The organism is Streptomyces sp. NBC_00005, from assembly GCF_045160215.1.
Taxonomy (GTDB): Bacteria; Actinomycetota; Actinomycetes; order Streptomycetales; family Streptomycetaceae; genus Streptomyces.
Genome location: NZ_CP108316.1, coordinates 8,998,194 through 9,012,989 on the forward strand (window position 1 = coordinate 8,998,194; position 14,796 = coordinate 9,012,989).

6 protein-coding genes and 3 rRNA genes are annotated in these 14,796 nt (G+C 63.6%); 7 read left to right on the forward strand and 2 right to left on the reverse strand.

Features of this window, described 5'->3' with window-relative positions; translation table 11 throughout:
* Positions 1 to 69: 69 nt before the first annotated feature.
* Positions 70 to 2,037 carry an acetoacetate--CoA ligase gene (locus tag OG303_RS41075; protein WP_405874985.1) on the forward strand — a complete coding sequence of 656 codons (1,968 nt, stop codon included), beginning with the start codon at positions 70 to 72 and terminating at the stop codon, positions 2,035 to 2,037.
* Positions 2,038 to 2,513: 476 nt separating this feature from the next.
* Entirely contained in the window at positions 2,514 to 3,407 is an 894-nt protein-coding gene (locus OG303_RS41080) for a hypothetical protein (protein WP_405874986.1), read from the forward strand.
* A gap of 78 nt (positions 3,408 to 3,485) precedes the next feature.
* On the opposite strand, the gene ptsP is transcribed toward OG303_RS41080, so the two are convergent.
* Both ptsP and OG303_RS41090 read right to left on the reverse strand, forming a co-directional pair.
* Positions 3,486 to 5,156 (reverse strand): phosphoenolpyruvate--protein phosphotransferase, encoded by a 1,671-nt coding sequence (gene ptsP / locus OG303_RS41085; RefSeq protein ID WP_405874987.1) that lies wholly within the window; start codon positions 5,154 to 5,156, stop codon positions 3,486 to 3,488.
* A 78-nt stretch (positions 5,157 to 5,234) separates the two neighbouring features.
* A complete protein-coding gene (locus tag OG303_RS41090) occupies positions 5,235 to 5,684 on the reverse strand; it encodes a PTS glucose transporter subunit IIA (RefSeq protein ID WP_405874988.1) in 450 nt (149 codons plus the stop codon).
* 558 nt (positions 5,685 to 6,242) lie between these two features.
* Between OG303_RS41090 and OG303_RS41095 the strand changes: the two genes are divergently transcribed.
* The 5 genes from OG303_RS41095 to OG303_RS41115 all read left to right on the forward strand — a co-directional run bounded on the left by OG303_RS41095 (position 6,243) and on the right by OG303_RS41115 (position 14,746).
* Positions 6,243 to 7,770, forward strand: a 16S ribosomal RNA gene (locus tag OG303_RS41095).
* A 315-nt stretch (positions 7,771 to 8,085) separates the two neighbouring features.
* A 23S ribosomal RNA gene (locus OG303_RS41100) occupies positions 8,086 to 11,207 on the forward strand.
* 93 nt (positions 11,208 to 11,300) lie between these two features.
* Positions 11,301 to 11,417 (forward strand): 5S ribosomal RNA (gene rrf, locus OG303_RS41105).
* Together the 16S, 23S and 5S rRNA genes form the textbook arrangement of a ribosomal RNA operon.
* A gap of 109 nt (positions 11,418 to 11,526) precedes the next feature.
* Entirely contained in the window at positions 11,527 to 12,135 is a 609-nt protein-coding gene (locus OG303_RS41110; RefSeq protein ID WP_405874989.1) for a CDP-alcohol phosphatidyltransferase family protein, read from the forward strand.
* A 115-nt stretch (positions 12,136 to 12,250) separates the two neighbouring features.
* The gene (locus OG303_RS41115; protein ID WP_405874990.1) at positions 12,251 to 14,746 is read left to right on the forward strand and encodes a sugar phosphate nucleotidyltransferase; all 2,496 of its coding nucleotides are present in this window, start codon (positions 12,251 to 12,253) and stop codon (positions 14,744 to 14,746) included.
* Positions 14,747 to 14,796: the final 50 nt, after the last annotated feature.

Here is a 14,796-nt window from a genome sequence, read left to right on the forward strand (position 1 = left end):
GCGTCACGCGCACACCCCCAGCACGTGCGCGCCCGACGCACACGACGCGCACAGTCCGGGAGCCGCCCCATGTCGATCGTGAACCCCCAGCCGCTCTGGCAGCCAGATCCGGAACGCATCGCCCAGGCGCAGGTCACAAAGTTCCAGAGCTGGGCGGCCGAACACCACGGTGCCCCGGCCGAAGGCGGCTATGCGGCTCTGCACCGCTGGTCCGTCGACGAACTGGACACGTTCTGGAAAGCCGTCACGCAGTGGTTCGACGTACGGTTTTCGACACCCTACGCGTGCGTACTCGGCGACCGCTCGATGCCGGGTGCCCAGTGGTTCCCCGGTGCGACGCTGAACTACGCCGAGCACGCCCTGCGCGCGGCCTCGACCCGCGCGGACGAACCGGCCCTCCTGTGCGTGGACGAGACACACGAGCCGCGCCCGGTGACCTGGTCCGAGCTGCGCCGCCAGGTCGGCTCCCTGGCCGCCGAGCTGCGCGCCCTCGGCGTACGCCCCGGAGACCGCGTCAGCGGCTACCTCCCGAACATCCCCCAGGCCGTCGCCGCCTTCCTCGCCACGGCCGCCGTGGGCGGTGTCTGGACGTCCTGCGCCCCCGACTTCGGCGCCCGCAGCGTCCTGGACCGATTCCAGCAGGTCGAACCGGTCGTCCTGTTCGCCGTCGACGGCTACCGCTACGGCGGCAAGGAGCACGACCGCCGCGACATCGTCGCCGAACTGCGCCGCGAACTGCCCACGCTGCGTGCCGTCGTTCACATCCCCGTCCTCGGCAGCGAGGCCCCCGAAGGCGCGGTGGAGTGGTCGGCCCTGACGAGCGCGGCGGCGGAGCCCGTCTTCGAGCAGGTCCCCTTCGACCACCCTCTCTGGGTGCTCTACTCCTCGGGCACGACCGGCCTCCCCAAGGCCATCGTCCAGTCCCAGGGCGGCATCCTGGTCGAGCACCTCAAACAGCTCGGCCTGCACTGCGACCTGGGCCCCGAGGACCGTTTCTTCTGGTACACGTCGACCGGCTGGATGATGTGGAACTTCCTCGTCTCCGGCCTCCTCACCGGGACGACGATCGTGCTCTACGACGGCAGCCCCGGTTTCCCGGACACGGGCGCCCAGTGGCGCATCGCCGAACGGACCGGAGCCACCCTCTACGGCACCTCGGCGGCGTACGTCATGGCCTGCCGCAAGGCCGGCGTCCACCCGTCCCGCGACTTCGACCTCTCCCGGGTGCAGTGCGTCGCCACCACCGGATCTCCGCTGCCCCCCGATGGGTTCCGCTGGCTGCACGACGAGGTGCGTGACGATCTGTGGATCGCGTCCGTCAGCGGCGGCACGGATGTGTGCTCCTGCTTCGCAGGAGCAGTACCGACCCTCCCGGTGTATGTCGGCGAGCTCCAGGCACCCGGCCTCGGCACCGACCTGCAGTCCTGGGACCCGAGCGGCAAGCCCGTGATCGACGAGGTCGGCGAGCTGGTGGTCACCAACCCCATGCCGTCGATGCCGATCCACTTCTGGAACGACCTCGACGGCAGTCGCTACCACGACAGTTACTTCGACACCTACCCTGGCGTGTGGCGTCACGGCGACTGGATCACCGTCACCTCCCGCGGCTCCGTCGTCATCCACGGCCGCTCCGACTCGACGCTCAACCGCCAGGGCGTCCGCATGGGCTCGGCCGACATCTACGAAGCCGTCGAGCGCATCCCCGAGATCAGGGAATCCCTCGTCATCGGCATCGAACAGCCCGACGGCGGCTACTGGATGCCCCTCTTCGTGCACCTGGCCCCCGGCGCCGCCCTGGACGAGGCCCTGCTGGGCCGCATCAAGCAGACCATCCGAGAACAGCTCTCACCGCGCCACGTCCCCGACGAGATCATCGAGGTGCCCGGCATCCCGCACACCCTCACCGGAAAACGCATCGAGGTCCCGGTCAAGCGCCTCCTCCAGGGCACCCCACTGGAAAAGGCCGTCAACCCGGGCTCCATCGACAACCTGGACCTGCTGCACTTCTACGAGGACCTCGCCCGCAAGCGCGCCTGACCGGGCTCTCAACCACCGCAAGCGGCCTCGGACTCACCGAGCACTGCGGCGAAGCCGGGGCCGCCCGCGTCGCGCCGGCCGACCATGTCTCGCCCGCGTCCTGCTAGCCGTCCAACTCCTGCGCCACTGGCCCCCTTGACCTTCCTCACAAGGCAAGTGCGGTCACGCCCGGATTTTCGCTTGCTGGCTTGCCTGCGTCACTGCCGAAACCGTCCACCTACTCGGCGACGCTGTATTCAAGGTCGGCCTACCCGGCAGGCCCGGCCGGACCCAGCGCTCCTAGCGCAGCTACCGGACCACTCGCCGTCACTGCGACAGGCGCCACCGGCCCGGTCGGCTGGTCATGCTCCAGCGCTTCCATCGCTCTGACCTGTACGTTTCAGCGCCTCCCAGTCCCGATCGTCTCGCTCGGACGCCATTGTCAGTGCCGCCAGTTACTGTGAGTGAGCATTGATCGACCGTGTACAGGGGGAAAGATGGCGCACACCGACCACCAGACCATGCGACGCGTCCTGCGCCGCGAAATCGCAGGCACCATCGGCCTGCTGACAGACGAGCACGACTTCCGTGCCATGCGGCGCTACCGCAGCTTCGCCTTCGACAACCACACGAGCTACCTCCAGCAGGTGGAAGCGCTCCTCAAGACACGCGCCTCCCAGGGCAGCCACACCACAGTCGCCCTCTTCGACCCGCAGGAGTACGCCGAATTCTGCGCGGACAAGGGCCTGGACCCCGACGTCCAGTCGAACCGCACACGTTTCACCGCCGAACTGGCGACCACAGGACCCGTCCTTCTCTACGATGGCCAGCCCCTGGCCGACCTCGTCCCCGCGCTCGTCGACGAAGCCGTCCGACAGGCCACCTGGGAATACGCGTCCACACTCCTCGCCCGCCTCGGCGCCTGCGCCTCCTGTGGCGAGGACATCGGCCGCGCCGCGTTCACTCGCGCCTCTCACCTCCTCGTACGCATCCTCGACACAGCGGGGACAGGCAACCGCCACATGGTCTGCAGCGTTTCGGCACCGCCGGAAACACTCGTCTCCGTCCTCCACGCCGACGAGGACGACCACGGAGCCGTCCAGCTCGACGAGGCCGAAGCTCTCGAATTCACCACGGTTGTGGCACTCGGCATCGCCACCCAGAGCCCAGGCGGACTCGTCATGCGCACGAGCGCTCCCGGGGCAACCGACCGCGTCTACGGCTGGCGCCTGCGCGGAGAAGGCCTCGAACCCCTCACTGCCGGCGAGGTGTTCGACGCCTACTGCACCGACATCGAATCCGGCGACCTGATCTCCCCGGAATCGGACGTCGACTACTGCGTACCGCCCGACCTCGGGCAGGAAGGACTGGCACCGGGCCACCATCACTGAACGCAAAAGGGGCGCTCCACCGGCAGGTGGAGCGCCCCTCAAGAGCAGTCGGCGAAACGACAACCGACGTCGGTCCGACTACTCGCCGGACAGCACCGCCTGTGCCGCGTTGCGCGCCTCCTCGGCGCTCTCCGCAGCCCGGGCCGCCGCCGCAGCACGCTCACACTGTGCCAGCGTGTACTTGCCCAACGTCGTCCGTACATATGGAATCGACGCCGCACCCATGGACAGGGAGGTGACACCTAGACCGGTCAGCACACACGCGAGCAGCGGGTCGGACGCGGCCTCACCGCAGACACCACAGCTCTTGCCCTCGGCCTTCGCCGCCTCAGCGGACAGCGCGACCAGGTCGAGCAGCGCAGGCTGCCACGGATCCTGCAGACGGGACACCGCACCCACCTGACGGTCGGCGGCGAACGTGTACTGCGCGAGGTCATTGGTCCCCAGCGACAGGAACTCGACCTCCTGCAGGATCGACCGAGCCCGCAACGCGGCCGAAGGAATCTCGACCATCGCACCGAACTTCGCCCGCAGCCCCGCATCACGGCAAGCATCCGCGAACGCCTTGGCGTCGGCACGGTCTGCCACCATCGGGGCCATGACCTCGAGGTAGACCGGCAGTCCTTCGGCAGCCTTCGCGAGCGCCGTCAGCTGGGTGCGCAGAACATCAGGGTGGTCGAGCAGCGTCCGCAAGCCGCGCACGCCCAGTGCCGGATTCGGCTCGTCTGCCGGCGTGAGGAAGTCCAGCGGCTTGTCCGCGCCCGCATCAAGCACACGTACGACGACACGGCCCTCGGGGAACGCCTCGAGAACCTGACGGTAGGCCTCGACCTGCTTCTCCTCCGACGGAGCGTTCTTGCTGTCGTCCAGGAAGAGGAACTCAGTGCGGAAGAGACCGACACCCTCGGCCCCGGCCTCGACGGCGGCCGGCACGTCCGCGGGACCGCCGACGTTGGCCAGCAGCGGCACCTTGTGACCGTCGGAGGTGGCGCCCGGACCGGTCGAGGCAGCGAGCAGTGCCCTGCGCTCAGCAGCTGAGGCCTCGAGCTGTGCCTTCTTCTCCTCGCTGGGGTTCACGAAGATCTCGCCGGTGCTGCCGTCGACGGCGATCACGGTGCCCTCGGCCAGCTCACCGGCGCCCGGCAACGCCACCACGGCCGGGACGCCGAGCGCCCGCGCCAGAATCGCGCTGTGGCTGGTCGGCCCACCCTCCTCGGTGACGAAACCGAGAACCAGGGTCGGATCCAGCAGCGCCGTGTCGGCAGGCGCGAGGTCTCGGGCAATAAGAACGTACGGCTCGTCACTGTCCGGTACACCCGGCATCGGCACCCCGAGCAGCCGGGCGACGATACGATTCCGCACGTCGTCCAGGTCGGCCACACGACCGGCGAGGTACTCGCCGGCACCGGCCAGCAGGGCGCGGTACGCGGCGAACGCGTCGTACACGGCGCGCTCGGCCGTGCTCCCGACCGCGATACGTCGTTCGACATCTGCCATCAGTTCGGGGTCCTGGGCCATCATGGCCTGGGCTTCGAGCACCGCCTGGGCTTCGCCCCCCGCCAGATTGCCGCGCGCCATCAGGTCGGCCGCCACAGCTTCCACGGCCTGGCGGGCGCGCCCCTGTTCACGCTCCGCGTCCTCCGTCGGAATCTGCTTGGCAGGCGGCTCCAGCACCGCCGTTCCCATGTGCCGAACCTCGCCGATCGCCACACCGTGGCTCACACCGACGCCTCGCAGCGTTGTCTCCATCTCACCCGTCTCCGATAGTGCGGCGGGTCCCGCCGCCGCGGTGGTTGTCCTACTTGCCGTCATACGACGGCACTAACGTCACTTCCAGAGGAAGAGACTGTCGCCGGCCTTCACATCGCCGTTGTCACGAAGATCGGAGAGAGCCTCGGCAGTGGCCTCGAGCGCGACGATCGGGCACACCGCAGACTTGCCGGCGGCCTCCACGGCAACCGGGTTCCAGCGCACCACGCCCTGTCCCCGCGTCACGGTGTCGCCCTTGTTCACGAGCAGCTCGAAGCCCTCGCCATTGAGCTGCACGGTGTCAATGCCGAGGTGGGTGAGCACTCCATGTCCCTGCTCGTCTACTACGACGAAAGCGTGCGGGTGGAGAGAGACGATGACTCCGTCTACGGGAGCGACGGCCTCGGAGGGCTCACGCACGGGGTCGATCGCGGTACCCGGGCCGACCATGGCCCCGGAGAAGACAGGATCCGGCACTGCTGCCAGTCCGATGGCGCGTCCTGCGATCGGGGACGTCACGGTGGTCATGGGAAGCCTCCCAGGAGTGGAGATCCATGTGGGCCGTCACTGCCTGTACCGGACGGCGCACTCTGGAGCAGGTTATGTCATATGAAGAACGGGTTCCGCACGAAAGATACCGGAAAGTGGTCTAGACCACCACCCCAATCGATTTGCACCCGCTTCCCGGCCCCCTGTACAGTCGTACTCCTGCTTGAGGCCGAGCGACGCGACCAAGCGTCGTTGCTCAGCAGTACCCATGCTCGTCGGATCCTATCTCGGGGTCACCTTCTGCATGCCCGCAGGATGGTGGTCAGGGGGACGGAAAAACACTGATAGAGTTTGGACATCGAAGGGAAGCGCCCGGAGGAAAGCCCGAGAGGGTGAGTACAAAGGAAGCGTCCGTTCCTTGAGAACTCAACAGCGTGCCAAAAATCAACGCCAGATATGTTGATACCCCGTCTCCTGCCGGATATCCGGTGGGGGCGAGGTTCCTTTGAAATAAAACACAGCGAGGACGCTGTGAACGACCGCCTTATTCCGGTGGTTGTTCCGCTCTCGTGGTGTCGACCCGATTACGGGTAAACATTCACGGAGAGTTTGATCCTGGCTCAGGACGAACGCTGGCGGCGTGCTTAACACATGCAAGTCGAACGATGAACCACTTCGGTGGGGATTAGTGGCGAACGGGTGAGTAACACGTGGGCAATCTGCCCTTCACTCTGGGACAAGCCCTGGAAACGGGGTCTAATACCGGATAGCACTTCTGCTCGCATGGGTAGGGGTTGAAAGCTCCGGCGGTGAAGGATGAGCCCGCGGCCTATCAGCTTGTTGGTGAGGTAATGGCTCACCAAGGCGACGACGGGTAGCCGGCCTGAGAGGGCGACCGGCCACACTGGGACTGAGACACGGCCCAGACTCCTACGGGAGGCAGCAGTGGGGAATATTGCACAATGGGCGCAAGCCTGATGCAGCGACGCCGCGTGAGGGATGACGGCCTTCGGGTTGTAAACCTCTTTCAGCAGGGAAGAAGCGCAAGTGACGGTACCTGCAGAAGAAGCGCCGGCTAACTACGTGCCAGCAGCCGCGGTAATACGTAGGGCGCAAGCGTTGTCCGGAATTATTGGGCGTAAAGAGCTCGTAGGCGGCTTGTCACGTCGGGTGTGAAAGCCCGGGGCTTAACCCCGGGTCTGCATTCGATACGGGCTAGCTAGAGTGTGGTAGGGGAGATCGGAATTCCTGGTGTAGCGGTGAAATGCGCAGATATCAGGAGGAACACCGGTGGCGAAGGCGGATCTCTGGGCCATTACTGACGCTGAGGAGCGAAAGCGTGGGGAGCGAACAGGATTAGATACCCTGGTAGTCCACGCCGTAAACGGTGGGAACTAGGTGTTGGCGACATTCCACGTCGTCGGTGCCGCAGCTAACGCATTAAGTTCCCCGCCTGGGGAGTACGGCCGCAAGGCTAAAACTCAAAGGAATTGACGGGGGCCCGCACAAGCAGCGGAGCATGTGGCTTAATTCGACGCAACGCGAAGAACCTTACCAAGGCTTGACATACACCGGAAAGCATTAGAGATAGTGCCCCCCTTGTGGTCGGTGTACAGGTGGTGCATGGCTGTCGTCAGCTCGTGTCGTGAGATGTTGGGTTAAGTCCCGCAACGAGCGCAACCCTTGTTCTGTGTTGCCAGCATGCCCTTCGGGGTGATGGGGACTCACAGGAGACCGCCGGGGTCAACTCGGAGGAAGGTGGGGACGACGTCAAGTCATCATGCCCCTTATGTCTTGGGCTGCACACGTGCTACAATGGCCGGTACAATGAGCTGCGATACCGTGAGGTGGAGCGAATCTCAAAAAGCCGGTCTCAGTTCGGATTGGGGTCTGCAACTCGACCCCATGAAGTCGGAGTTGCTAGTAATCGCAGATCAGCATTGCTGCGGTGAATACGTTCCCGGGCCTTGTACACACCGCCCGTCACGTCACGAAAGTCGGTAACACCCGAAGCCGGTGGCCCAACCCCCTTGTGGGGAGGGAGCTGTCGAAGGTGGGACTGGCGATTGGGACGAAGTCGTAACAAGGTAGCCGTACCGGAAGGTGCGGCTGGATCACCTCCTTTCTAAGGAGCACTTCTTACCGATCCCCACGGGGTGAGGTCAGAGGCCAGTACATCGGCGTACGTCCGATGCTGGTTGCTCATGGGTGGAACGTTGATTATTCGGCACACTTGATCGTCTTCTCCTTCCAGTACTGCTCGTCAGAGCGTGGAACGTTGAGGGAAGCGGGGAGTGGGCCGGGCACGCTGTTGGGTGTCTGAGGGTTCGGCCGGTTTTCGGCTGCCTTCAGTGCCGGCCCCAGTGAACTCGCCCGTGAGGGTGGGGTGATGGGTGGCTGGTCGTTGTTTGAGAACTGCACAGTGGACGCGAGCATCTGTGGCCAAGTTTTTAAGGGCGCACGGTGGATGCCTTGGCACCAGGAACCGATGAAGGACGTGGGAGGCCACGATAGGCCCCGGGGAGTCGTCAACCAGGCTTTGATCCGGGGGTGTCCGAATGGGGAAACCCGGCAGTCGTCATGGGCTGTCACCCTTGCCTGAACACATAGGGCAAGTGGAGGGAACGCGGGGAAGTGAAACATCTCAGTACCCGCAGGAAGAGAAAACAACCGTGATTCCGGGAGTAGTGGCGAGCGAAACCGGATGAGGCCAAACCGTATACGTGTGAGACCCGGCAGGGGTTGCGTGTGCGGGGTTGTGGGATCTCTCTTTTACGGTCTGCCGGCCGTGAGACGAGTCAGAAACCGTTGATGTAGGCGAAGGACATGCGAAAGGTCCGGCGTAGAGGGTAAGACCCCCGTAGTCGAAACGTCAACGGCTCGTTTGAGAGACACCCAAGTAGCACGGGGCCCGAGAAATCCCGTGTGAATCTGGCGGGACCACCCGCTAAGCCTAAATATTCCCTGGTGACCGATAGCGGATAGTACCGTGAGGGAATGGTGAAAAGTACCGCGGGAGCGGAGTGAAATAGTACCTGAAACCGTGTGCCTACAAGCCGTGGGAGCGTCGGGCAAGCACTTGTGCTTGCCTCGTGACTGCGTGCCTTTTGAAGAATGAGCCTGCGAGTTTGCGGTGTGTTGCGAGGTTAACCCGGGTGGGGTAGCCGTAGCGAAAGCGAGTCCGAATAGGGCGTTTTTAGTAGCACGCTCAAGACCCGAAGCGGAGTGATCTAGCCATGGGCAGGTTGAAGCGGAGGTAAGACTTCGTGGAGGACCGAACCCACCAGGGTTGAAAACCTGGGGGATGACCTGTGGTTAGGGGTGAAAGGCCAATCAAACTCCGTGATAGCTGGTTCTCCCCGAAATGCATTTAGGTGCAGCGTCGTGTGTTTCTTGCCGGAGGTAGAGCACTGGATAGGCGATGGGCCCTACCGGGTTACTGACCTTAGCCAAACTCCGAATGCCGGTAAGTGAGAGCGCGGCAGTGAGACTGTGGGGGATAAGCTCCATGGTCGAGAGGGAAACAGCCCAGAGCATCGACTAAGGCCCCTAAGCGTACGCTAAGTGGGAAAGGATGTGGAGTCGCAGAGACAACCAGGAGGTTGGCTTAGAAGCAGCCACCCTTGAAAGAGTGCGTAATAGCTCACTGGTCTAGTGATTCCGCGCCGACAATGTAGCGGGGCTCAAGCGTACCGCCGAAGTCGTGTCATTCATACAATAGGGCCAACGCCTGTATGGATGGGTAGGGGAGCGTCGTGTGCCGGGTGAAGCCGCGCCGGAAGGCAGTGGTGGACGGTTCACGAGTGAGAATGCAGGCATGAGTAGCGATTCACACGTGAGAAACGTGTGCGCCGATTGACTAAGGGTTCCTGGGTCAAGCTGATCTGCCCAGGGTAAGTCGGGACCTAAGGCGAGGCCGACAGGCGTAGTCGATGGATAACCGGTTGATATTCCGGTACCCGCTGTGAAGCGTCAAACACCGAACCTATTGATGCTAAGGCCGTGAAGCCGTTCCGGACCCTTCGGGGAAAGGAAAGTGGTGGAGCCGCCGGACCAAGGTGGTAGTAGGTGAGTGATGGGGTGACGCAGGAAGGTAGTCCAGCCCGGGCGGTGGTTGTCCCGGGGTAAGGGTGTAGGACGTCAGGTAGGCAAATCCGCCTGACACATAGTCTGAGACCTGATGCCGAGCCGATTGTGGTGAAGTGGATGATCCTATGCTGTCGAGAAAAGCCTCTAGCGAGTTTTATGGCGGCCCGTACCCTAAACCGACTCAGGTGGTCAGGTAGAGAATACCGAGGCGTTCGGGTGAACTATGGTTAAGGAACTCGGCAAAATGCCCCCGTAACTTCGGGAGAAGGGGGGCCATCACCGGTGATTGGATTTTCTCCATGAGCTGGGGGTGGCCGCAGAGACCAGCGAGAAGCGACTGTTTACTAAAAACACAGGTCCGTGCGAAGCCGTAAGGCGATGTATACGGACTGACGCCTGCCCGGTGCTGGAACGTTAAGGGGACCGGTTAGTGCGCTTTCGGGCGTGCGAAGCTGAGAACTTAAGCGCCAGTAAACGGCGGTGGTAACTATAACCATCCTAAGGTAGCGAAATTCCTTGTCGGGTAAGTTCCGACCTGCACGAATGGCGTAACGACTTCTCGACTGTCTCAACCATAGGCCCGGTGAAATTGCACTACGAGTAAAGATGCTCGTTTCGCGCAGCAGGACGGAAAGACCCCGGGACCTTTACTACAGTTTGATATTGGTGTTCGGTTCGGCTTGTGTAGGATAGCTGGGAGACTTTGAACTCCGGACGCCAGTTCGGGGGGAGTCGTCGTTGAAATACCAGTCTGGTCGTGCTGGATGTCTAACCTGGGTCCGTGATCCGGATCAGGGACAGTGTCTGATGGGTAGTTTAACTGGGGCGGTTGCCTCCTAAAGAGTAACGGAGGCGCCCAAAGGTTCCCTCAGCCTGGTTGGCAATCAGGTGTTGAGTGTAAGTGCACAAGGGAGCTTGACTGTGAGACCGACGGGTCGAGCAGGGACGAAAGTCGGGACTAGTGATCCGGCGGTGGCTTGTGGAAGCGCCGTCGCTCAACGGATAAAAGGTACCCCGGGGATAACAGGCTGATCTTCCCCAAGAGTCCATATCGACGGGATGGTTTGGCACCTCGATGTCGGCTCGTCGCATCCTGGGGCTGGAGTCGGTCCCAAGGGTTGGGCTGTTCGCCCATTAAAGCGGTACGCGAGCTGGGTTTAGAACGTCGTGAGACAGTTCGGTCCCTATCCGCTGCGCGCGCAGGAATATTGAGAAGGGCTGTCCCTAGTACGAGAGGACCGGGACGGACGAACCTCTGGTGTGCCAGTTGTTCTGCCAAGGGCATGGCTGGTTGGCTACGTTCGGGAGGGATAACCGCTGAAAGCATCTAAGCGGGAAGCCTGCTTCGAGATGAGTATTCCCACCCACTTGATGGGGTAAGGCTCCCAGTAGACGACTGGGTTGATAGGCCAGATCTGGAAGGCGGGTAACCGCTGGAGGTGACTGGTACTAATAGGCCGAGGGCTTGTCCTCAGTTGCTCGCGTCCACTGTGTTGGTTCTGAAACCACGAACAGCCCCACGTTTCACAGAGCGTGGTGTGGCATGGTTCGACAGTTTCATAGTGTTTCGGTGGTTATAGCGTGAGGGAAACGCCCGGTTACATTCCGAACCCGGAAGCTAAGCCTTACAGCGCCGATGGTACTGCAGGGGGGACCCTGTGGGAGAGTAGGACGCCGCCGAACTCCTTTTAGAGCTCCGGCTCTTGGGCATACAGCCCGAGAGCCGGAGCTTTTTTGCGTTGAGGTAAGGTCAGGGGGCATCGTTGGCACGTTTCCCACAGGAGGCCCCCGGGTGGAGGTCCAGGAGACCCGCGTCCAGACGGACCGGGTGCTCACCATCCCCAACATCCTCAGCATGGCGCGCCTCGTCGGCGTGCCGGTCTTTCTGTGGCTGATTCTCAGGCCTGAGTTCGGGGGCCCCAAGAGTGACGGGTGGGCGCTGCTGGTACTGGCTCTGAGCGGGGTCAGTGACTACCTGGACGGCAAGCTCGCGCGGCGTTGGAACCAGATCAGCAGCCTCGGCCGGCTCCTCGACCCCGCGGCCGACCGTCTCTACATTCTCTCGACACTAGTCGGCCTCACCTGGCGCGAGATTCTGCCGATCTGGTTGACCGCTGCACTTCTGGCGCGTGAGCTGGTCCTACTGGTGATGGTGGGTATCCTCCGGCGGCACGGCTATCCGCCGCCGCAGGTGAACTTCCTGGGGAAGGCAGCTACGTTCAACCTGATGTACGCTTTCCCGTTGCTCCTGCTCAGTGACGGAACTGGATGGATCTCGTCACTCGCTGCTATTTTCGGATGGGCGTTCGCTGGATGGGGTACAACGCTCTACTGGTGGGCAGGAGTCCTCTACGTGGTACAGGTCCGCCGCCTGGTCCGTGCGGACGCCATGGCCGATTGAACCCGTTGGTTGCTGCGGCCGAAGTGGCTCGATGGCCCTCGGCGGAAAAGTGCGGGACAATCAGGACGGGTGAAGTCGGCTAGACCGTCATCTCTTTGAGGAGGACGCTTCCGACATGAAGGCCGTCGTGATGGCCGGAGGTGAAGGCACACGCCTTCGCCCCATGACCTCAAGCATGCCCAAGCCGCTCCTGCCCGTGGTCAACCGCCCGATCATGGAGCATGTGCTTCGGCTGCTCAAAAGGCATGGGCTGAACGAGACCGTCGTAACTGTCCAGTTCCTGGCCTCATTGGTCAAGAACTACTTCGGTGACGGCGAAGAGCTCGGAATGGAGCTCTCCTATGCCAACGAGGAGAAGCCGCTCGGTACCGCCGGAAGCGTCAAGAACGCCGAAGAGGCGTTGAAGGACGATGCTTTTCTCGTCATTTCCGGTGATGCCCTGACCGACTTCGACCTCACCGAGTTGATCAACTTCCACAAGGAAAAGGGTGCCCTCGTCACTGTGTGTCTGACGCGGGTGCCCAATCCGCTGGAATTCGGTATCACGATCGTCGACGAAGAAGGCAAGGTCGAACGCTTCCTCGAGAAGCCGACCTGGGGCCAGGTCTTCTCCGACACCGTGAACACGGGTATCTATGTCATGGAGCCCGAAGTCTTCGACTATGTCGAGCCCGATGTGCCCGTCGACTGGTCGGGGGATGTTTTCCCGCAGTTGATGAAGGAGGGCAAGCCGATCTACGGCTATGTCGCGGAGGGCTACTGGGAGGACGTCGGCACGCACGAGAGCTACGTGAAGGCGCAGGCGGACGTCCTGGAGGGCAAGGTCGACGTCGAGATCGACGGCTTCGAGATTTCTCCGGGTGTGTGGGTGGCGGAGGGTGCCGAGGTGCATCCCGACGCCGTGCTCCGCGGTCCGCTCTACATCGGCGACTACGCCAAGGTCGAAGCCGATACCGAAATTCGTGAACACACTGTCGTCGGCTCGAACGTCGTCGTGAAGAGCGGTGCCTTTCTGCACAAGGCCGTTGTCCACGACAACGTGTACGTAGGACAGCACAGCAATCTGCGTGGCTGCGTCGTCGGAAAGAACACCGACATCATGCGTGCCGCACGGATCGAGGACGGTGCGGTCATCGGCGACGAGTGTCTCATCGGTGAAGAATCGATCGTTCAGGGCAACGTGCGGGTCTACCCGTTCAAGACCATCGAGGCCGGTGCCTTCGTCAACACCTCTGTGATCTGGGAATCCAGGGGGCAGGCGCACCTCTTCGGTGCTCGCGGGGTCTCCGGGATCCTGAACGTGGAGATCACACCCGAGCTCGCCGTGCGTCTGGCCGGCGCCTACGCGACGACGCTCAAGAAGGGCTCCACCGTCACCACGGCCCGCGACCACTCCCGTGGCGCCCGTGCGCTGAAGCGGGCGGTCATCTCGGCTCTGCAGGCCAGCGCCATCGACGTACGCGATCTGGAGAACGTCCCGCTTCCCGTCGCCCGCCAGCAGACCGCGCGGGGCAGTGCCGGCGGGATCATGATCCGGACCACGCCCGGGGTGCCGGACTCCGTGGACATCATGTTCTTCGACGGGAACGGTGGCGATCTGTCGCAGGGCAGCCAGCGGAAGCTGGACCGGGTGTTCGCGCGGCAGGAGTACCGGAGGGCGTTCCCCGGTGAGATCGGGGATCTGCACTTCCCCGCCAGTGTCTTCGACTCGTACACCGGGTCGTTGCTGCGCAACGTCGACACGACCGGGATCAAGGAGTCCGGGCTGAAGGTCGTCGTCGACGCGTCGAACGGCAGTGCAGGTCTGGTCCTGCCCAGCCTGCTCGGCAAGCTCGGCGTGGACTCGCTGACCGTCAACCCCGGGCTCGACGAGTCTCGGCCCACGGAGTCCGCCGATGTCCGGCGGTCGGGGCTGCTGCGGCTCGGTGAGATCGTGGCGTCGTCGCGGGCTGCCTTCGGGGTGCGGTTCGATCCTGTTGGCGAGCGGTTGTCGCTCGTCGACGAGAAGGGGCGGATCGTCGAGGACGACCGGGCGTTGCTCGTCATGCTGGATCTCGTGGCCGCGGAGCGGCGCAGCGGGCGGGTGGCGCTGCCGGTGACCACGACGAGGATCGCCGAGCAGGTGGCGGCGTACCACGGGACGCAGGTGGAGTGGACGACGACTTCGCCCGACGATCTGACACGGGTCGGGGGCGACGATGCGACCATCTTCGGTGGTGACGGCAAGGCCGGCTTCATCATCCCGGAGTTCAGCAGTGTCTTCGACGGTACGGCGGCCTTCGTAAGGCTGATCGGGCTGGTGGCGAGGACGCAGCTCACGCTCAGCCAGATCGACGCCCGGATTCCGCGGGCGCACGTCCTCAAGCGGGATCTCGCGACTCCCTGGGCAGTCAAGGGACTTGTGATGCGGCGCGTGGTCGAGGCGGCCGGAGACCGCTTCGTGGACACCACGGACGGTGTGCGGGTCGTGGAGACCGACGGGCGCTGGGTGATGGTGCTGCCCGACCCGGCCGAGGCGGTCACCCACCTGTGGGCGGAAGGGCCGGACGACGCCTCCGCTCAGGCCCTGCTCGACGAGTGGTCGGCGGTCGTGGACAGCGCCGGCCGCTGAGAAGCGCTGCACGCGTGCGTGCCGGACAGGTGTCCCCAACGGGGCCTGTC

Excerpts from the sequence above, each read along its gene's own strand:
- OG303_RS41080 (WP_405874986.1), top strand. The coding sequence starts at position 2,514 with ATGGCGCACACCGACCACCAGACCATGCGACGCGTCCTGCGCCGCGAA.
- OG303_RS41090 (WP_405874988.1), bottom strand. The coding sequence starts at position 5,684 with ATGACCACCGTGACGTCCCCGATCGCAGGACGCGCCATCGGACTGGCA.
- OG303_RS41115 (WP_405874990.1), top strand. The coding sequence starts at position 12,251 with ATGAAGGCCGTCGTGATGGCCGGAGGTGAAGGCACACGCCTTCGCCCC.
- ptsP (WP_405874987.1), bottom strand. The coding sequence starts at position 5,156 with ATGGAGACAACGCTGCGAGGCGTCGGTGTGAGCCACGGTGTGGCGATC.
- OG303_RS41075 (WP_405874985.1), top strand. The coding sequence starts at position 70 with ATGTCGATCGTGAACCCCCAGCCGCTCTGGCAGCCAGATCCGGAACGC.